Below are 19,188 nucleotides of genomic sequence, written 5' to 3'. Positions count from 1 at the left end.
AAGGCCCGGACAACCGCCGCCCCGCCCGCCGCATCTGCTCACTTGGGTACTTACCCCTTACGCCTATCTTGCGGCTTCATTTCCTACTTCCTGCAATGAAGCTGACTTTATTAGCTGGCCTGCTACTGGCCGTTATCATTCGTCCGGCCGCCGCGTAATCGCGCCTCACCGGCAAAATTCTCGATGCCGCCACCGGCCAGCCCATACCCTACGCCAGCATTTCGGTGCTGAGCACTACGGCCGGCACCACCAGCAACGCGGAGGGCGAGTTTGAGCTGAAAGCCGCGCTACCGGGCCGGCTGGTGATATCGGAGCTGGGCCACCGGCGCGATACGGTGGCAGTAGCCGCCGCCACCGCACCGCTGCTGGTGCGGCTGCAACCGGCGTCGGTACTGCTGCCCGAGGTGCAGGTGGGCAGCTACCTCGGCGATTTGATTGCGCAAGCCTACCGCCAGTTGCGCCGCACCACCGCTAAAAAAATGTATGGCCAGGCCTTTTATCGGCAAATTACCCGCATTGCCAACGATGCCACCGAAGTGCAGGAAATGGTGTGGGACGCTGCCACTACCAATGCAGGCATGGATGGCAGCGCCATCGTTACTGGGCGCTTCGCGAAGAAGATGAAGGCGCAAATAAGCTTCAACAACTTCTCCGTTTTTACCAAAAGGGTTGGCTTTAATATGAAGGACGACAGCCTAACACAGCGCGGAATCCTGGGGCTGAATACTGCCAGGTTCTACACACTATCGCTACTGGGCGTGACGCAGAGTGAGGGTCAGCAACTGGTCGAAATCGGTTTTGAGAGCAAGCCGGGGCTGGCACCGCTTACCGCGAAAGGAACTTTGGTTATTAACGAAACTACCCGGCAAGTACTACACCTGCGGTTTGAAACGCCCGACCTGGTCAACGTCAAGACCAATAGCTTGGTGGTGAAGCTCAAGGACCAGCACTCGGTGTTTGAAATGGATTTTCAGCCGGCTCCAAATGCAGCCGTCCTCACTTACATCAAGGTCGATTATCGAGCATCTTTGGCTGTACCACTGCAACGCAACGTCGCCATTCAGGCTTCTTCTTTCACGTACTTCTACAACAGCCGCGCCACCCCCGATGCCAGCGTGACCTACGCCCCTGCCAAGGGCGGCGAAGTCGATTTGGCACTCATCAAGCAAACTACTTACGACCCCGCTTTCTGGCAAAACAACGCCGTGGTGAAACGCACCCCACTCGAAGAACAGGTGATGAAATCCTTCGAGCAGAAGGGCGCTTTCGGCACTATGTTGCCGTAGCTTGTAGCGCGGACTTTTAGTCCGCGAGTAAACTGCTGCCTAAATTCTATTTCATTCACTTGCGGACTGAAAGTCCGCGCTACATCTTTTTCTCTGCAACCTATGAAAAGACGCGACTTTGTGGGCCTCACCGGCCTGGCCGCCGGGGCCCTGTTCCTCCCCAGCCTCCCCGGCTTCGGCCACACGCCCGTCGACCCCGCCCGCCTGCTGGAGCCGGGGGCCGACGTGGCCGTGAAAAAGCGCCTCGCCGACGCGGCCCTGAACGCCGCCAAAGCCGCCGGGGCCGACTACGCCGACGTGCGCATCGGCCGCTCGCTGAACCAGTACGTTTTCACCCGCGAGAAGCAGGTGCAGAACATCGTGAGCACCGAGAGCTACGGCGTGGGCATCCGGGTGCTGGTGGCCGGGTGCTGGGGCTTCGCCTCGACCAGCGTGGTGACGGAGGCCAACCTAGCCGCCACCGCCCGCGAGGCCGTGAACATTGCCAAGGCTAACCGCCTGGTGATGAAGGAGCCCGTGCAGCTGGCCGCCCAGCAGGGCTACGGCGAGGTAAGCTGGAAAACGCCCATTCAGCAAAGCGCATTCGAGGTGCCGATAAAGCAGAAGGTAGATTTGCTGCTGGCCGCCAACGCCGCCGCACTGGATGCGGGCGCCAGCTACATCAATTCGGCGCTGTTTCAGGTGAATGAGCAGAAGTATTTTGCCAGCACCGACGGCTCTTACATCGACCAGGACGTGCACCGGCTCTGGCCCACCTTCAACGCCACGGCGGTGGATACCAAGTCGGGCAAATTCCGCAGCCGCGAGGCACTGAGCTCGCCGGTGGGCCTGGGCTTCGAGTACCTCACGCCCAGCGCGGCCGAGCAGGTGCGCGGCCCGCAGGGCACCGACACCATCGGCTACAAGCTGCGCTACGACATACTGGCCGATGCCGCGCTGGCCGGCAAGCAGGCCAAAGCCAAGCTGACGATGAAATCGGTGACGCCGGGCAAGTTCGATTTGGTGCTCGACCCGGGCCACCTGGGTTTGACCATTCATGAAAGCGTGGGCCACCCTACGGAGCTCGACCGCGTGCTGGGCTACGAGGCCAACTACGCGGGCACCTCGTTTGCCACGCTGGAATGGAAGGCCAAAAACCTGCCCTACGGCTCGAAGGAAGTGAACATTGTGGCCGACAAGCTACAGCCCGGCTCGGTGGGCAACGTGGGCTACGACGACGAGGGCGTGAAAACCCGCGAGTGGGACCTCATCAAGGACGGCAAGCTGGTGAATTACCAGAAAATCAGGGACCAGGCCCACATCGTGGGCCAGAAGGAATCGGATGGCTGCGCCTATGCGCAGAGCTGGGAAGACGTGCAGTTCCAGCGCATGCCCAACGTGAGCCTGCGCCCCGGTACCGCCAAAATGAGCCCCGATGAGATGGTGAAGGGCGTGGACAAAGGCATTTACATAGCTGGAGAAGGCTCGTTCAGCATCGACCAGCAGCGCTTCAACTTTCAGTTTGGCGGGCAGCTATTTTTTGCGATTGAGAAGGGCAAAATCACCGAGCAGTTGGAGGACGTGGCCTACCAGTCGAACACCCAGGAGTTCTGGGGGGCCTGCGCCGGCTCGTGCGACCAGTCGGACTACCGCCTGTTCGGCACTTTCTTCGACGGCAAGGGCCAACCGGCCCAGGTGTCGTCGGTGAGCCACGGCTCGGCCACCACGCGCTTCAACGGCGTGAACGTGATTAACACGGCCCGGAAAGTGTAGCCGCCTAACCTCACCCCCGGCCCCTCTCCTTGGGGAGAGGGGAGCCTGACAATTTCCGTTAGTGGCAAGACCGGTGTCCCCTCTCCCCAAGGAGAGGGGGTCAGGGGGTGAGGTGAACGCCAGAACGTCCCATCTCTAAACTATCTGCAAAATCATCCAATGGCCATTCTCTCCAAAGACGACGCCCAGACGCTCCTCAAAAAAGTCCTAAGCTACAGCACCGCCGACGAGTGCGAAGCTTCCCTGAACGGACGCACCACCGGCAACATCCGCTACGCCCGCAACAGCGTGAGCACGGCCGGCGCCCAGGATTCCGTATCGCTGGCTGTGGAAAGCCGGTTCGGCAAGCGCAGCGGCATTGCCACCTGCAACGAGTTCGACGACGCTACGCTGCGCCGCTGCGTGCAGCGGGCCGAGGAAATAGCCCGCCTCGCCCCCGAAAGCCCCGAATACGTGCCCCTGCTCGGCCCGCAAACCTACCTGAGCCCGCCCTCCACCGCCACCACGCTACTCACGGCCACCACCCGCGCCCAGGCCGCAGCCGACAGCATGGCCCTGTGCGCTGCCAATAACCTAACGTCGGCCGGCTTCCTCGATGGCGGCACCCGGTTTGTGGCCAAGCGCAACGCCAAGGGCCTGGAGGCTTACCAGCAGTCCACCAACACCAACTTTTCGGTGACGGTGCGCACGGCCGACGGCCGCGGCTCGGGCTACGCCATTGCCGACGTGACGGACCCCGCCAGGCTCAACGCCAAAGCCCTCACCCAGCGCGCCGCCGACAAGGCCCTGGGCTCGGTGAACGCCAAGGCCATCGAGCCGGGCAAGTACACCGTGATTCTGGAGCCCGCCGCCCTCATGGCCGGCGACGACCTCTCGCTGCTGGGGGGAATGATATTCGGGATGGGCGCCCGCGAGGCCGACGAAGGCCGCAGCTTCCTAAGCAAAAAGGGCGGCGGCAACCGCAAGGGCGAAAAGCTGTTCGATGACCGGATAACCATCTACTCCGACCCGCTGAATGCCGAGGTGCCCGGCAATGCCTTCGACGGCGATGGCCTGCCCACCAAACGCCAGACCTGGGTTGAGAAAGGCGTGGTAAAAAATCTGTTTTACAGCCGCTTCTGGGCCGAGAAAAACAAGGTCGCCGCCACGGCTTTCCCCAACGGCTTCATCATGGCGGGCGGCACCCAGAGCACCGCCGAGCTCATCAAAAGTACCGCTAAAGGCATTCTGGTCACGCGCTTGTGGTACATCCGAGAAGTCGACCCGCAGACGCTGCTCTACACCGGCCTGACACGCGACGGAACGTTCTACATCGAAAACGGAAAGATAAAATTCCCCATCAAGAACCTGCGCTTCAACGAAAGCCCGATTATCATGCTCAATAATATTGAGGCCATCGGCCGGCCCCAGCGCCTGGCCGGCTGCCTCATTCCCCCGCTGAAAATTCGCGATTTCACGTTCACGAGCTTGTCGGACGCTATTTAGAATTGTAGCGTGGACTCTGCGAGTCCGCGCGTGAGCGTAGCGAGCATTGGACAAGGGTTCCGGATGCTCGCTACGCTCGCTCGCGGACTCGCAGAGTCCACGCTACATGAGGCCGGCGCAACGTTATGGCAGCTTTCCACGACTATAGCTGCGTATCTGCCGCATCTACTATCACTATTTTCACCTAATGCCCGCTGCCGCTTTCACTTTCGTGCGCCTGAAATACCACTCCGGCGACTGGGACGCGGTGGACGAGCGCATGCCCGCCAACCTGCTGCACTCGCTGGTGCAGTACACCAAAGTACCCGTCGACCCCAAGGAAAAAGTGGTGGCCCTGGACAGCTCCGAGCTATTCAACTACCCCTTCTGCTACCTGAGCGGGCATCGGCTGGTGCAGTTTTCCAGCACGGAGAAACAAAACTTTATCCAATACGTCCGCAACGGCGGCTTCGTGTTCGTGGATGATTGCAACCACGACATCGACGGCCTTTTCGCCCGCTCCTTCGAGGAGCAGATGCGCCAGTGCTTCGGCAGCAGCGCCCTGAAGAAAATCCCCAAAACGCACCCCATCTATTCCCAGTTTTTCACCTTCAAAGACGGACCGCCCAATACTGGTTTTGAATTGAACGGCTGGGGCGACGACCTCGTGCACGACTACTTGAAGGCCATCGAAATAAAGGACCGTATCGGCGTGCTTTACTCCAATAAAGACTATGGCTGCGAATGGGACTATGACTTCCGCAACAAGCGCTTCCTGGCTGAGGACAACACGAAGTTTGGGGTAAATATTCTGCTTTATGCCTTGACTTAGAACATCATAAAGCACGTCATGCTGAGCAAAGCCGAAGCATCTCTACCTCAATACTAATTAATTACTTGCGCAGTAGAGAGGCTTCGGCTGCGCGGACGCCAGATGAAGCATGACGTTTTTGATAAGACGACCTTAAACACCCAATGACCGAACAAGAAGTAAACACCCTCCTCGCCAAGCTACCCGTCCTCAAGGCTGAAATTGCCAAGGTCATCGTGGGCCAGGAAACCGTGCTCGATGAAGTGCTGGTGGCCCTACTGGCCGGCGGCCACGCCCTGCTCGAAGGCGTGCCCGGCCTGGCTAAAACCCTGCTGGTGCGCACGCTGGCAGCCGCCACGGACCTGCCCTTCCGCCGCATCCAGTTCACCCCCGATTTGATGCCCACCGACATCCTCGGCACCGAGGTACTGGAGGAGGACCACGGCACCGGCCACCGCTCGTTCAAGTTCAACCCCGGCCCCATCTTCGCCAGCCTGGTACTGGCTGATGAAATCAACCGGACGCCGCCCAAAACCCAGGCCGCCCTGCTGGAGGCCATGCAGGAAGGCCACGTCACCTACGCCGGGCAGGAGCACGCGCTGCCCAAGCCGTTCTTCCTGCTAGCCACCCAAAACCCGATTGAGCAAAGTGGTACCTATCCGCTGCCCGAGGCCCAGCTCGACCGCTTTTTGCTGTACGTCCGCATTGGCTACCCCTCTGCCGAGGAGGAGTTGGCCGTGCTGCGCGGCACCACCGGTGCGGCCGGCCAAACGGTGCAGCCGGTGCTGGGCGGGGCTGATATCCGGGCCTTGCAGGCACTGGTGCGGCAGGTGAGCCTCAGCCCCGAGCTCATGGATTTCGTGAACCGGCTGGTGCGCGCCACGCGGCCAGCCACGTCGGAAGTGAAGTTTATTAAGGACTACGGACGCTGGGGTGCGGGGCCCCGGGCCGGGCAGGCGCTCATACTATGCGCCAAGGCGCGGGCGCTGCTGCACGGCCGCTTCGCCGCCACGCTGGAGGATATCCGCACGCTGGCCCCGCCAGTGCTGCGGCACCGGGTGCTGCTGAATTTCAACGCCGAAGCTGAGAATATCACGACCGATGATGCCGTGGTGGAACTGCTGAAAGCGGTGGCGGTGTAGCGCGGGCTTTTAGTCCGCGAGTACCATAACTTTTTTATCGTTGAACTCGCGGACTAAAAGCCCGCGCTACTACATGCTCACTCCCGAACTCCTGCACGGCCTGCGCAACCTCTCCCTCGCCGCCCGGCAGGCGGCCGAGGGCTTCCTCAACGGCGCGCACGCCAGCCGGCGGCACGGCGCGGGCATGGAGTTCAACCAGTACCGCCCCTACCAGCCCGGCGACGACCTGCGCCGCCTCGACTGGCGCCTGGCCGCCCGCTCGGACCGCTACTACCTGCGCGAGTCGGAAATTGATACCAGCCTGACCGTACACCTGCTGCTCGACGCCAGTGCCAGCATGAACCACCGCGACGATAACGGCCTCAGCAAGCTCGACTACGCCCGGTTACTGCTCGGCGCGCTCGCTTACATCGCCACGCAGCAAGGCGATGCCGTGGGCCTGAGCATCCTCAGTCCCGCCGGCCTGCGCCACCTCGCGCCCCGCGCTGATGCCCGCCAGCTGCCCCGCCTCTACCACGCCCTCGAAACGGCCGAAGCTGCCGGCCGCTTCCCCGCGCCCGAAACGCTGGCTCCTCTCACGGCCCGCCGCCAGCGCGCCCTCACGGTGTGCGTGAGCGACTTGTATGAGGAAGGCCAGGAAATCAATGCCTTGCTTACCCGCCTGCGCGCCACCAGCGGCGACGTACTATTACTGCACCTAATGGCGCACAACGAACTCAAATTCAACTACGAGGGCGCTGTCACTTTCCGCGACTTAGAAACCGGCCAAACCCTGCAAATCGACGCCGCTACCCAACGGACAGCCTACCAACAGCAGTTGCAAAACTGGCTGCGCGACACGGCCCAAAACGCCCGGCGGCAGGGCTTCGACTATCATTTACTGGATACTTCGCAGCCACTCGATGCGGCGATGCGGGAGTTTCTAAGGCGGCGCGGGAATAGTTAAAAATTGAGAGTTAAAAGTTAAAACCGCCTAGGTATCGGACCTTCCCTCAAAATTCTCAATTTTCAACTCTTAACTTTTAACTCTCAACCTTTAACTCCTTTTGTTCGCCCTTCTTCACCCTGCCGCCCTGCTGGCCCTCACGGGCCTGCTGGTGCCGGTAGCCATTCATCTCTGGAACCGCCGGCCCGCCCGTGAAGTGGCGGTGGGCAGCCTGCGCTGGCTAGCCGCCGGTGCCAACCGCCGCCTGCGCAACCTGAAGCTGGAGCAGCTCTGGCTGCTGCTGTTGCGCGCGGCACTGCTGGCGGTGCTGGCCGTGGCGGTGGCCGGGCCGGTGTGGCGCACGGCCCGGCCCATCAGCCGGGGCGTGGTGCTGCTGAGCGCCGAGGCGGCCCGACTGCCAACGCTGGCCGGCATCAAGCCCACCATCGACTCGCTGCGCCGGAAGGGATATGCGCTGCGCTGGCTATCGGCGGGCTTCCCCCGGGTGCCGGGTGCGGCGTGGCGGGCGGTGGCTGCGGGTCGAGCCAGCGCCGCCGTCGATTCGGCAGCGGCACGGCAGCCCTCCGGCCCGGCCTGGGCGCGGGTGCAGCAGGCGGCGGCCACCTTTGCGGGCCAGCCGGTTTTTGTGGTCACCAGCGCTGCGCTGCGCGACTTTGGCGGCCGCCACGCGCCGTTGCCAGCCGCCGTGAGCTGGCAGGCCCTGCCCGATACCACTACCAGCGCGTGGCTGGCGGCCGCCGGGTTGGTGGGCGACAGCCTGCACCTGCTGGTTGGCCACAGCAACGAAGCCCGAACCACCTACCGCCCGCAACGCTCACTGCTGCCGCCCACCGGCCAGATAGTTCGGCTGGCTGGACTTGCCCCGTTGCGCCTGCAGCCGGATACAACCGGCAGCGGAAGCCTGCGGCTGGTTCCGGCCAACGGCGCTACTTCTGCTTCCACCCCGGCCATTGAGGTAAGGAAGTCGCCGCTTACCATTGACCTATACGCCACGCCGGAATACACCGCCGATGCCCGCTACTGGGAGGCGGCAGTACGCGCCGCCGCCGTAGGGCTGCCCGTGGCGCTGCAGCTACGCCGGGTTACGGACCGGCCCCGGCAGCTGCAGGCCGACTGGACATGCTGGCTTTCCGACGAAGCATTGCCCCAGAACTGGCAACAAACGGTGCGCGAGGGAGCTACTATCTGGCAGGAGGCCGCCGGCCCGGGCGTGCCCGACACGGCGAGCTTCGCCGCGGCTGATGCCTCGGGCTCAGCCGGCCTGGTGTTTCGGCGCGGTGCCCGCCCACCGGCTTTGGGGAGCGCAACGGTGTGGGCCGATGGCCGGGGCCGCCCGGTGCTTTCGCGGCGGATGCTGGGCCGTGGGGCAACTTATCAGCTGCACACACGCCTCGCACCGCCTTGGAGTGAGCTGGCCGACGACCCGCAGATGCCGGCCCGGCTACTGAAGCTGCTGCAGCCCGCCGCCCCCGATGAAGCTGCGGCCGTCCTCTACCATCCCCGCAACCCGGGCCTGGAGCAGCAGCTGAGTCGTTTCGACCATCGTGCCCTCGACCCCGCCCAGCTGACCTCGGCCCCTCGTATGCAGCCCACCGCCGCTCCAATTCGGGCGGCAGGCGAGCGCACGACTGATTTGCGGCCCTGGCTGGTACTGGCGGCCGGGCTGTTGTTTTTGCTGGAGCGCTGGCTGGCAGGGCGGCGGGCCGGGAGCACATTGCCTACTTCAATATGACGCAGCCCACGGTTACTTCCATTGAAACAAGCCGGTTGCCGGAGCAGGGCAAGTCCCAGGCGCAGCTTCAGGCGGTCAGGAACAGCTATGCCGGCCGCTATGCCGGCGCAGGGCTACAAGTCCTGCTGGCCGCCGGTGTCCTGTTGGCTGGGTTAGTACATCACTGGCCAGCCGCGCAGCCACTTTGGATAGCGCTGGCGGTATTAGGCTTGCTGACGGCCTCGGCGTGGTGGGCGTGGCCTCTGCGTCAGCTGGACTGCGCAGTTATAGCGCAACGGCTCGACCGGCAATTTCCTGAACTACAGGACAGCACCGGCCTGCTGCTGCAGGACCCGGCTACCCTGACTTTTCTTGGCCAACTGCAATTCAAGCGGGTAGCCGGGCAGCTAGGGCAGCTAACTGCTGAAGGGCCGGGACTACTCCCATTTTCTTTTCGGAAGCCGTTGCTGCTGAGTGCTGGACTATTGCTGGGTGCGGCGTTATGCTACCTGCTGCCCATCAGCCAGCCGGCCCAACCCATACCGGCGGCAGTCAGCATGCGGTTTTCGCCCCCGGCTCCGGCAGCGGCCGGGCAGGCCGCACCGCCGCGTATCAGCGAAACAAAACTGCTGGTCACGCCCCCCGCATACACCCGGCTGGCGGCTTTTGCGCCGACGCAGCCTTCGTTTCAGTGCCCGCAGGAGGCGCGGGTGCGCTGGCAGGTGCGGGTGAACGGCAATGGCAAATCGGCAGCGCCGATGCTGGAACTGGGGCGCCAGCGGATTCGCCTACAGCCGGTGGCCGGGCAGGCGGGCTGGTTTTTCACCGAGCAAACGCTGATGGCTTCCACGCTGTACCGGCTGCGCTACGCGGGCACGTTGTCTGATGATTACGCCATTGATGTACGGCCCGACCTCGCGCCCGTGCTGCGCATTCAAACCCCGAAATCCTACACGCTGGTGGCGGCCATCGGCCAGCGGCCGGAAGTCTCTATCCGCGCCACCGTGCGCGATGACTACGGTCTGAGCCGGGCCGAGCTGGTGATAACCGTGGCGCAGGGCCAGGGCGAGGCGGTGAAGTTCCACGAGGTGCGGCGCGATTTGAGCGCGGGCCTGGGCGGGCCGCAGGCCACGCTGGGCAGCCTGCTCAACCTGCCCAAACTGGGCCTGACTTACGGCGACGAGCTCTACTTCTACCTCACGGCGCGCGACAACCACGGCCATACTACTCGTACTGATTCTTACCTCGTGCAGTGGCAGGATACCGCCGTGGCCGATGGGGCACTCGACCTGGGCATGGGTGTAAAAGTGGCTCCCGCCTACTTCCGCAGCCAGCGTCAGATTATCATCGACACCGAAAAGCTGCTGGCCGAAAAGCCGAAGCTTGATGCCGCCACCGTGGCCAACCGGGCCAACAACCTCGGCTTCGACCAGCAGACGCTGCGCCTGCGCTACGGCAAGTTTCTGGGCGAAGAGTCAGAGGCCGGGATTGGGGTGGAAGCTGGCCCGCACGCACCCACGGCCGAAGACGAGGACGCACCCGCCTCCCCCACCGCCGAAGCCCCCGGGCACGACGACCACGACCACGGCGGCGCGCCGGTTTCGCCCTCCAAAGCCTCGCCCACCGCCGAAACCGATGCCCTGATGGACCCCTACATCCACAAGCACGACGACTCCGAAACCGCCGACTTCCTGGAGCCCGCCGTGAAGGCCAAGCTCCACGCCGTGCTCGACCAGATGTGGGCCGCCGAGCTGCGCCTGCGCACCGGCCAGCTGGCGGCGGCCCGGCCCTTCGAATACCGCGCCCTGCGCCTGCTGAAGGAAGTACAGCAGCAGACCCGGGCCTACGTAAAAAAAGCCGGCTTCACCCCGCCGCCCATGCCCGAAGCCACCCTGCGCCTCACCGGCGAGCTGGCCGGGGCCGCCGTGCCCCAGCGCCAGCAAACCTTGCCCGCCCCGGCTACTCAGCCGGCCATCCGCGCCGCCCTGCGCTGGCTGGCCGCGGCCGACAACGACCAGCCCCCCCGCCCCGCCGATGCCGTGCTGCTTGACCAGGCCGGCACCGTACTATCCGGCGCGGCCCTCACCCGCCCGGGCTTCTACCTGCCGGCATTACGGGCCCTACGCGAGCTGGGAGCCGACGTGCGCGCCGGCCGCCCCACCCGTGCAGCCAGCCGCGCACCTGTAGCCCGCGCCCTCACCGACCTGCTGGCCGTGCCCACTCCCGCACCCGCCGCCCCGCCCGCTGCCGACCGGCTGGCGCGGCGTTATTTCCAGGACTTAAGCCGTTAGCCCGTTGCCCATTTTAACTCCGAATCCGGTTCTTTACTTTGGCCTGCTGGCGGGCTGCCTGCTGCTGGTCTTCGGGCTGCTAGTGCTAGCCTGGCAGCGGCCCCGTCGGCGGCAGCGGATGGCCAGGGTGCTGGCCAGCCTGGCCGCCGTTGCAGCGCTGTGGCTCAGCGCTTTTCCGCCGCTGCGCCACCTGACCGCCATTCGTACCGAGGCCATTCTACTCACCCCCGGCTACTCGCCCGATACCCTGCGGCAGCTCCGCCGGCAGTTGGGTGCAGGCACATCGGTCTGGACCTATGCCGACGCCGACCCGCCTGCCAACGCCCGGCCGCTGGCCAGCCTGCTCACGCTGGCCGAGCAACGGCCGGCGCTGCATCGGCTGCACATTCTGGGCCACGGGCTACCGGCCGCTGAACTGGCGCTGCTGAATTCGCTGGCGGTACGGCTGCACCCAGGGGCACCGTTTGAGGGCTTCGCCACCGCTTTTTGGCCGGCAACATCATCATTGGGTGAAATGCTGCGGCTGGAAGGCACGGTGGTAGCACCCGGCCGGCCAGCCGCCGCGTGGGTGGTGCTGTACGCTGCTGGCACCGGGCGCGATTCGGTGCGGTTGCCAGCCGGTGGCGGGCCTTTCCGGCTGCGCTACCGGCCCAAAGCCGCCGGGCTGGCCACCTACGAATTGCAGCTACGCCGACCGGGCCAGCCGCTGCTGGCGGAGCCGGTGCCGGTCGAAATCACCACGCCCGCGCTGCCGGCCGTGCTGCTGCTCACCGCCACGCCTTCCTTCGAGTTCAAGTTTTTGAAGAACTACCTGGCCGAAGCCCATTACCCAGTGGCCCTACGCACGAGCGTAAGCCGGGGCCTGGTCCAGACTGATTTCGTGAACCTGCCGGCCCAGTCGCTCGACCGCCTCACGCCCGCCCTGCTGGCCCGCTATGCCGTAGTGGTGGCCGATGCTGCCACGCTGGGCGCCCTTTCCGCCGCCGAAACCCAGGCCCTGCAAGCGGCCTTACGCGCCGGCCGGTTGGGCATCGTCACACTGGCTGAAGCCGCGCCCCTGCCCCGCACCGCGCCCGCCCGCGCCGATTTCACGGTGCAACCCCGGCCAGCGAATGTCGCCACCCAGCCCCTCACCTGGCCTGACGCGCCCGGCGAGGCCCGCGCCGCGCTGCCGGCCCAGTTGCAAGCCAACCCGACGCTGCGGGCACTCATCATCGGGCCGCGCCAGCTGCTGCTGGCTGCCAGCCGACGGGTGGGCCTGGGCTTTGCGGTGGTGTCGGTAGTACCCGAAACGTTTCACTGGGGCCTCCAGGGGCATACCGCCGTCTACGCCTCCTACTGGAACCAGCTGCTGACGGCCGCTGTGCCGCCGGCCCCGGCCGCCGCTACCTGGCATGCGGGCAGCCGTTGGCCCCGGCCGGCACAGCCCCTCACGCTGCATCTGGCAGCCGCTTTTCCCACTACCCTGCCCACGGTGGCAGCGCTGGCCGGCGGCCCGGCGGTGCGCCTGGCCCTGCGCCAAGACACCCGCCTACCCGAGTGGAGCACAGCCCGGTTTTGGCCTGACACTGCGGGCTGGCACCAGATGCGCGGGCCGAGCCGCATCATTCACAATTTTTACGTGTACCCGCCCACAACCTGGCTGGGGCCGGAGTACCAGGAGCGCCAGCAGGCCGTGGCGCAACTGAGCAACGAAACCCAAGCTCCGAAAGCCGCTGAAACGACTCAGGCTACGGTGACGGAGCCGTGGCCGGCGGGGTGGTTCTTTGGGTTGTTTCTGCTGGCCGCCGGGTATCTGTGGCTGGAGGAGAAATTGTAGTATCATATTTTTGCACGGTTCAAAATATGCCGTCAAAACAGCATCATTATCTACTACTGCTGCCCACGACACCCGTCCATTCGGCAGCCAATATATTGCTAATCAATAATTAGAGTAGAATCCAAGTCGTTCAACGAGGAGATGCGAAGTATCGCGTCTATACATCCCGTACATGAATCTGAAAATAGCTCTGGAATAGCCCCAACGCGGCGACAGGAACGCAAGGCTTCTCTGTCACCGCTACGCGGCTCGCTCCTCCGGATAAACCCGATTACGACAAAACCTGCCGCCGCGCTGCGGCTAGTATGTGCTACTTCTTCGCGGCGGCGCCCACGCGCTTTCGCCAGGCGGGGCAGTCTTTGGCCAGTAACTCAGCGGGCCAGGTGCCGGCGTAGAGGTAGCCGGCGCGGCGCTCGTTTTCGATTTCGGTGAGCTGATAATGCACCTGGCTGTCGCGGCCCACATAGATGGGCCGGTTGGTGCCCAGCTCGTAGAAACGGGCCCAGAGCACGGCCCCGGGCGCGGGCACGATGATGCGGTCGCGGCCTTTGGGCTCTTTTGGCGCAGCAATCTCCTTTAGCGCTACGTTGGGTATTTTCATTTTTTCGAACCATTTGGACTGCCCCCTCAATGGCGGCTTTTTCGGCAGCAGTGGGCTGCTCGATGTCCATGAGAAAGCGGACGATACTGACCGGTTCCTCGCCGCTTAGGGAGGGCAGCTCGAAGGCACGGGCCTTGGCCGGGAGCAGGCTCACGGGGTCGTATTGGGCGGCCCAGGCGGTGGGCTGGCCGTGGCTTACATACTGCATGCGCAGGATACTGGCAACGCCCCGGGCCACGGCCGCCTGAGCCAGCAACACCAGCTCGGGGTCGAGGGCGGCGAAGGGGACCTGCTGGCGGGCTACCTGGCGCAGCACGGTCAGGGCCCGAATCATAGCGTCGTCATTATAAATAATTTCGCCGTGGTAGCTGCTCAGGTCGGGGTAAAACTGTGGAAAGCCACCGTTGGCGTACTGCATTTTGAGCAGGTAGCGGATGCCGTTTTCAACGCCCTGGCGATAGGCAGGGTTGTGGGTTTTCTGGAAAGCTTCGGCCAGGTAATTGATTTCGCGGGTCGTCGCGTCGTTGTCGATGGTAGCATCGTTCTGGTGCTTGCTATCGAGCAGGCCGGTGCAGGCGGCGGCGGCGAAGCCGTAGCTATTAATGACGCTCAGGTTTTCGAGGGTGATATCGGGGCTGTTGCGCAGGTTAAGGGTGGCCACGCCCCAGTCGCCGGCGGTGGCGTCGCAGGTCCACAGGTCGCGGGCCTGCGCGTAGGTCAGCACCACGCCAGATTCGCTCTGGCCTTTCAGCACCAGCTTTTCCTTGCCGTCGAGGTAGATTTTCTCGTGGTAGGTGCCGTTTTTGATGAGCACCGTGCGCAGTTTGGCAGCTAAATCCGGCAGGCTATTGATGGCTTCCTGAATGGTGCGGTAGTCGGCGGAACCGTCTGGGGCTACGGTCACGGTCTGGGCTTGGGCCGGCTGTAAACCCAGGCTGAGCAGCAGCAGTAGTGACAGCAGGCCCGGCAGGCGTAGCGCGGTGGTTTTCATCAGCAAAAAACAGGTGGGATAGCAGAAGCTTGTGGGGCAGTAGCGCCGTTATAGCATGACCCCACGGCGCAGGGACGCGGACTAAAAGTCCGCACTACTGCTGACTCAGGAAATCGTCGCGGCGGGGCATGAAGGCGTCGACCAGGATGCCGGCCGCCGTGCACACCACGCTGTGCCACGCCAAGGGCGGCACATAGCAGCTATCGCCCATGCCCAGAGTGCGCGTTGCTTCCCCAATGGTATATTCAAACGCGCCGCTTTCCACGTAGCTCAGTTGGGCGTGCGGGTGCTGGTGGCGGGCCCCAATGCTCCCGGTTTCGAAGGCTACGCGGGTGAGCATCAGGCCGGGGCCGTGGGCCAGCACTTTGCGGCGCACGCCGGGGCCGGTGGTTTCCCAGGCCGCCTGAGCATCAGTCACGAAAGCAGGTTGCGCCGTTTCGGCGGGAGATAGTGGCGTCATGGTATCGGGTGAAAAGAACAGGTCGGACCTTAAAAGTCCAACCTGTTTGGAATGTCGACAAGGCTGGCGGGGTTTTTAATTGCGCAATCGTTCCCGACAATGCCAGTAGTTGACGAGTAGGGCGTGGGGGCAGACCCCACTCCTACTCGTTAATAACCAGCATTTTGCTTAAATCCGGGATTCTTATTCGTATCGATGGTGCCCTGGGGGAAGGGCAGCAGCTCCTTGCCTTTGCCAGGCGCGTACTCTGAAGCGATATTGGCGATGAGGGCGGCCGTCACGGCCGTGCGCCAGGCTACGGCAGTGGTGCCGGTGGGCGTGGCAGCCGGCGAAGGGCGGTAGAACGAGCGGGCCCACACCACCTGGCCGCCGGTTACGCGGTAGTACATGCTGGCGGGCACGAAGGTGTAGGGAGCCTGCGCGCCCGCCAACCTGGCAAGGTTGGCGCGGGCTTCCGTGATTTTGGTATCGAGTAGGTTCCAGCGCAGCAGGTCGTACTTGCGGATGCCTTCGCCCCCGAATTCCAGAAACCGCTCACTGGCGATGGCGTTAAACATATCGGTCTGGTTGGCCGGAGTCGGAATCTGGCCCAGGGTGGTGCTGCCACCAAAACCGCGCTGGCGCACTTCACGCAGAGTCGCCACAGCCGCCGCCGTGGGGCCTTTATTGATTTCGTTGTCGGTTTCGGCAAACATCAGCAGCACGTCGGCGAAGCGGATGAGGGGCCAGTTGTAGCCCAGGCAGTTGCCCGTGCCGGCCAGGGTGGGCACGCGCCAGTCACGCCGGAACTTGCCATCGGTAAGGACGCTCAGCAATAGCCCCTTCTGGTTGTTGGCCCCGTCGATGCTGTAAGTAGTCAGGGTAATATCGCGGCGCACATCGGTCGAGTCGAAGGCGTAGAAGTAGGTGGACAGGGGCCGAATCTGGGCCTGGGTGCTGCCGTAGATGGGCGAGGCGCTCAGCAGCGGGCCGCTGTAGTAGCCCATATCGAAGCTGTTTAGAAAGTCCCCGAACGGTCATGCTTCGCTGCGCGCTGCATGACCGTTCGGGGACCTTTTGTGACTTTCTAAACAACTCCTATGTGTGCTTTTATCAGGCTACTAAAAGTCTGTCATTATTAATCATATGCCTAGCAAACAGCCTTTTTTAGTTGTGCAATCGTTCCAGGCATCGATGCCAGCGGGCTTCCCTCCTGCCGCCAGCAATTCGCATAGGGCCCCGCCAACGCAACGGCACAAAAAAAGCCCCCGCGTGGGCGGGGGCTTTCTCACTGGTGCTGGCCTGCTTCGGCCAGCTGATACCACAGCTTAGTTTTTCTCGATGCGGCGCACGGCGGTCACACCGCCCTGCTTCACCTCCAGCAAGTAAACGCCCGAGGCCAGCGAGGTCGGCAGCACCAATTGCTTATCGGCACCCAGCGCGGCCGGGGCCAGCACCACGCGGCCGGTCAGGTCGCGCAGAGCAACTGTAGCAGCACCCGCCGTGGGCAGGCTTACCGTGACACGGTCGGCCGCCGGGTTCGGGAACACCGACAGGCCGGGCAGCGCCTGGCTGGCCAGCGTGGCCGTACCGGTATAGTTGGCAATGGAGATATCATCGATGCTGATGCGCGTGGTAGCAACCGTGGCCGTGCTCGTGATGCGGAAACGCACGTTGCCGCTCCGGTTCACCGTGAAGGTGTAGCGCGTGAGTGTGCTGGTGAGCAGGGCCGGCGCGCCGGGCACCGTGGTGAAGGTGGTGCCACCGTCGGTCGAAACTTCCAAAATGAAGGAAACCGGAGTGTCGACGCCAAACGAGCCGGCGTTCACAATCACGGTACCAGCGCCGTTGGGCTTGTCGAAGTCCATGCGGATGAAGCCGACGCGGATGCGGGCCGATTTCAGGCCGTTAGAACGGTCGTTGAAGGCCGTGCCGATGAGGGCATCGGAGAATGTCCAGGAGCCGCTGGTTAGGACCACGGCAGCAGCGTTATACGACGTTTTGGTACCGGCTTCGAAATTTTCGTAAGCGGTAGCTGTGCTGGGGTTATTCACCGTCAGGGTGAAGGCGTTGGACGTACCGGCCGTGTTCGTAACCGACACGGGGTAGGAACCGGCCACGGTCAGGGCGCTGGCCGGGATAACGGCCTCAATGGAAGTGGCCGTGCTGGTGGACTGGGGGTACGAAACCCCGTTGAAGTTAACCGTGGAAGTGCTGGTGAAGCCCGTGCCGGTGATAACCAGCGTAGTAGCGGCACTACCCGTCACGAGTACGCCGGGCGTCAGGGCCGAAACTACCGGCGTTACGACCGCAACCGTCACCGTGAAGATGCCCGTGCTAGTGGCCGTGCCGGCTGCCGTGGTCACGGTAATGACACCACTGGTGGCGTTGGTGGGCACGTCAAACATTACCGACGTGGCGCTCATTGCCATAAAGTTGTTCACGGCCAGGCTGTTGAGCGTAGCACCGCTCGCGCCGGTGAAGTTGGTACCGGTTACGGTAACAGTGGTGCCAACGGGGCCGCTGGTGGGCGTGAAGCTGGCGATGGTGGGCAGGGCGGCCGCAGCCGTAACCGTACCGTTCAGGGTGATGGTCTGGCTGGTGGCGCCGGTGCTGGCCACCGTGAGCGTGCCGGCAACGGTGCTGGCCGTGGCCGCGCTGGCCAACCGTACATACACGGGTGTGGCAGCTACCACGCCGCTGGCGGGCGTGAGCGATACGCTGGCGCTGAAGGGGCCGGCGGCGGCCGAAGCTACTTCGTAGCCCGTAGAAGCCGTTACGACGAGGTTGGCCGTGAGGGTGCTGCCGCCAACGGTAACCGTTTGGGTGGCCGAAGCCGTGTTGGTGGTGGTAGCAAACGTGAGCGGGCCGGCCGGCGTAGCTGTGACGGAAGCCGTGGCCACCGTGCCACAGGCGCTGGTGTTCAGGGGCGTATCGGTAGCCGTGAACACCAGGGGCGTGGTGATGCCGCCGGTGGGGTTTACCGTATTGGCACCGCTGGGCCATACGCCGGTGGTGCTGGAAGCGCAGCCTACCACCGAGTTATCAACAATGGAGCGCTGCTCTACGCGGCGCACGCCGGTGGCGAGGGTGTTGGGCACCACGGTGGTGTAGGAGCCGCCGGTGGTGCTGTACGTGTAGGGAGTGGCACCGGTTTGGGTGGTGCCGGTGGCTACGCCAATGCTTTCGACCACGGCCCCGCTCAGCGGGCGGCCGGTGCCGGCTACGTTGTCATAGGTAAACACCACGTTGTTGGGCGTGGCCGACGACGAGCCGGTGAGCAGGGTGCCGTTGGTGGCCCCGGCCCCCGACAGGAAGCCCAGCAGGGTGATGCTCTGGTTGAGGGCCCGACGGGCTACCACGGTAGCCGGAGTAGCATCGGCAGCCAGCGTGATGGTGGGGAACAGGACCGTGCCCGGCGTCTGGAAACGGGTGGCGTTGTTCGAGTTCACGAAGAAAAACCAGCCCGTATAGCTGCCCGTGGCGTCGGTGGTGAAGGTGGCATACGAGCCGGCCGTAGACAGGCTACCCGTGCTGGACGTGGTATAGGTAGTGGTGGCCGGCGTGGTGCCCGGCGTGGCCAGCAGCACAATGCCCGCGCCGGAAGCCGAAGCGCCGAATTCCGATTGCATAGCGGCCTGCACGTAGTAGCGGTACAGCGTGCTGGCGGTGAGGTTAGTAAGCGTAGCACGGAAGGCTACTGCCAGGCGTGGGCCTGGAAAGGTAGCCGTGCCACTATTGTTGCCATTGCTCAGATACTGAGGCACTACCACACCCGTAAAGTCGGCTTGGGTAAGCGTTTGGGCCCAGCTGCCTAGCGGCATAAGCGCCAGCAGCGAGAGAAGAAGTCTTTTCATAAAGAGGAAGTTGTGGTGAAGAACAGATGAAAAAAGGAGTGACTCTTGAGCTGCAAAGGTAGCGCGGGTGGTGTTACC

General features: G+C 63.7%; 13 protein-coding genes and 1 pseudogene. 9 read left to right on the top strand and 5 right to left on the bottom strand.

Features of this window, described 5'->3' with window-relative positions; genetic code table 11:
• Window positions 1-176 precede the first annotated feature (176 nt).
• From KQ661_RS10865 to KQ661_RS10825, 9 genes are all read left to right on the top strand, one after another.
• Entirely contained in the window at window positions 177-1,286 is a 1,110-nt protein-coding gene (locus KQ661_RS10865) for a carboxypeptidase-like regulatory domain-containing protein (RefSeq protein WP_216727964.1), read from the top strand.
• 102 nt (window positions 1,287-1,388) lie between these two features.
• A complete protein-coding gene (locus tag KQ661_RS10860; protein WP_216686415.1) occupies window positions 1,389-3,038 on the top strand; it encodes a TldD/PmbA family protein in 1,650 nt (549 codons plus the stop codon).
• Between the two features lie 159 nt (window positions 3,039-3,197).
• On the top strand, window positions 3,198-4,523 hold the full coding sequence (locus KQ661_RS10855) for a TldD/PmbA family protein (RefSeq protein ID WP_216686414.1): 1,326 nt from the start codon (window positions 3,198-3,200) through the stop codon (window positions 4,521-4,523).
• A gap of 187 nt (window positions 4,524-4,710) precedes the next feature.
• Entirely contained in the window at window positions 4,711-5,334 is a 624-nt protein-coding gene (locus tag KQ661_RS10850) for a DUF4159 domain-containing protein (RefSeq protein WP_216686413.1), read from the top strand.
• A 143-nt stretch (window positions 5,335-5,477) separates the two neighbouring features.
• Window positions 5,478-6,455, top strand: a complete 978-nt coding sequence (locus KQ661_RS10845) for an AAA family ATPase (protein ID WP_216680637.1) — start codon at window positions 5,478-5,480, stop codon at window positions 6,453-6,455.
• A gap of 73 nt (window positions 6,456-6,528) precedes the next feature.
• Complete coding sequence (locus KQ661_RS10840) at window positions 6,529-7,401, top strand: DUF58 domain-containing protein (protein WP_216680636.1); 873 nt, start codon at window positions 6,529-6,531, stop codon at window positions 7,399-7,401.
• Between the two features lie 100 nt (window positions 7,402-7,501).
• Window positions 7,502-9,133 (top strand): BatA domain-containing protein, encoded by a 1,632-nt coding sequence (locus tag KQ661_RS10835; RefSeq protein ID WP_216686412.1) that lies wholly within the window; start codon window positions 7,502-7,504, stop codon window positions 9,131-9,133.
• A complete protein-coding gene (locus tag KQ661_RS10830; protein ID WP_317196092.1) occupies window positions 9,130-11,403 on the top strand; it encodes a DUF4175 family protein in 2,274 nt (757 codons plus the stop codon). The genes KQ661_RS10835 and KQ661_RS10830 overlap by 4 nt, the downstream gene beginning before the upstream one ends.
• 4 nt (window positions 11,404-11,407) lie before the next feature.
• Complete coding sequence (locus KQ661_RS10825) at window positions 11,408-13,222, top strand: hypothetical protein (protein WP_216686410.1); 1,815 nt, start codon at window positions 11,408-11,410, stop codon at window positions 13,220-13,222.
• 310 nt (window positions 13,223-13,532) lie between these two features.
• On the opposite strand, the gene KQ661_RS23055 is transcribed toward KQ661_RS10825, so the two are convergent.
• The 5 genes and pseudogenes from KQ661_RS23055 to KQ661_RS10805 form a co-directional block, all read right to left on the bottom strand.
• Window positions 13,533-13,823 carry a pectate lyase gene (locus tag KQ661_RS23055; RefSeq protein ID WP_394369625.1) on the bottom strand — a complete coding sequence of 97 codons (291 nt, stop codon included), beginning with the start codon at window positions 13,821-13,823 and terminating at the stop codon, window positions 13,533-13,535.
• 1 nt (window position 13,824) lies between these two features.
• Window positions 13,825-14,814: pseudogene (gene pelA, locus KQ661_RS10820) on the bottom strand (pectate lyase); the annotation flags it as partial.
• A gap of 94 nt (window positions 14,815-14,908) precedes the next feature.
• Window positions 14,909-15,274, bottom strand: coding sequence for a cupin domain-containing protein (locus tag KQ661_RS10815; RefSeq protein ID WP_216686408.1), 366 nt, complete (start codon window positions 15,272-15,274; stop codon window positions 14,909-14,911).
• 149 nt (window positions 15,275-15,423) lie between these two features.
• Window positions 15,424-16,260, bottom strand: coding sequence for a RagB/SusD family nutrient uptake outer membrane protein (locus tag KQ661_RS10810; RefSeq protein WP_216686407.1), 837 nt, complete (start codon window positions 16,258-16,260; stop codon window positions 15,424-15,426).
• Between the two features lie 321 nt (window positions 16,261-16,581).
• Entirely contained in the window at window positions 16,582-19,110 is a 2,529-nt protein-coding gene (locus KQ661_RS10805) for a beta strand repeat-containing protein (RefSeq protein ID WP_216686406.1), read from the bottom strand.
• Between the last annotated feature and the right edge of the window lie 78 nt (window positions 19,111-19,188).

This window comes from Hymenobacter siberiensis (assembly GCF_018967845.1).
In the GTDB taxonomy this organism is placed as follows: Bacteria; Bacteroidota; Bacteroidia; order Cytophagales; family Hymenobacteraceae; genus Hymenobacter; species Hymenobacter siberiensis.
Note: the sequence above shows the minus strand (reverse complement) of the source record. Positions and strands in the feature narration are given on the sequence as shown.

Bases quoted from the DNA above. Each gene is read 5' to 3' on its own strand.
- KQ661_RS10845 (WP_216680637.1), top strand. From the start codon at position 5,478: ATGACCGAACAAGAAGTAAACACCCTCCTCGCCAAGCTACCCGTCCTC.
- KQ661_RS10805 (WP_216686406.1), bottom strand. From the start codon at position 19,110: ATGAAAAGACTTCTTCTCTCGCTGCTGGCGCTTATGCCGCTAGGCAGC.
- KQ661_RS10830 (WP_317196092.1), top strand. From the start codon at position 9,130: ATGACGCAGCCCACGGTTACTTCCATTGAAACAAGCCGGTTGCCGGAG.
- KQ661_RS10815 (WP_216686408.1), bottom strand. From the start codon at position 15,274: ATGACGCCACTATCTCCCGCCGAAACGGCGCAACCTGCTTTCGTGACT.
- KQ661_RS10810 (WP_216686407.1), bottom strand. From the start codon at position 16,260: ATGGGCTACTACAGCGGCCCGCTGCTGAGCGCCTCGCCCATCTACGGC.
- KQ661_RS10840 (WP_216680636.1), top strand. From the start codon at position 6,529: ATGCTCACTCCCGAACTCCTGCACGGCCTGCGCAACCTCTCCCTCGCC.
- KQ661_RS10860 (WP_216686415.1), top strand. From the start codon at position 1,389: ATGAAAAGACGCGACTTTGTGGGCCTCACCGGCCTGGCCGCCGGGGCC.
- KQ661_RS10850 (WP_216686413.1), top strand. From the start codon at position 4,711: ATGCCCGCTGCCGCTTTCACTTTCGTGCGCCTGAAATACCACTCCGGC.
- KQ661_RS23055 (WP_394369625.1), bottom strand. From the start codon at position 13,823: ATGAAAATACCCAACGTAGCGCTAAAGGAGATTGCTGCGCCAAAAGAG.
- KQ661_RS10855 (WP_216686414.1), top strand. From the start codon at position 3,198: ATGGCCATTCTCTCCAAAGACGACGCCCAGACGCTCCTCAAAAAAGTC.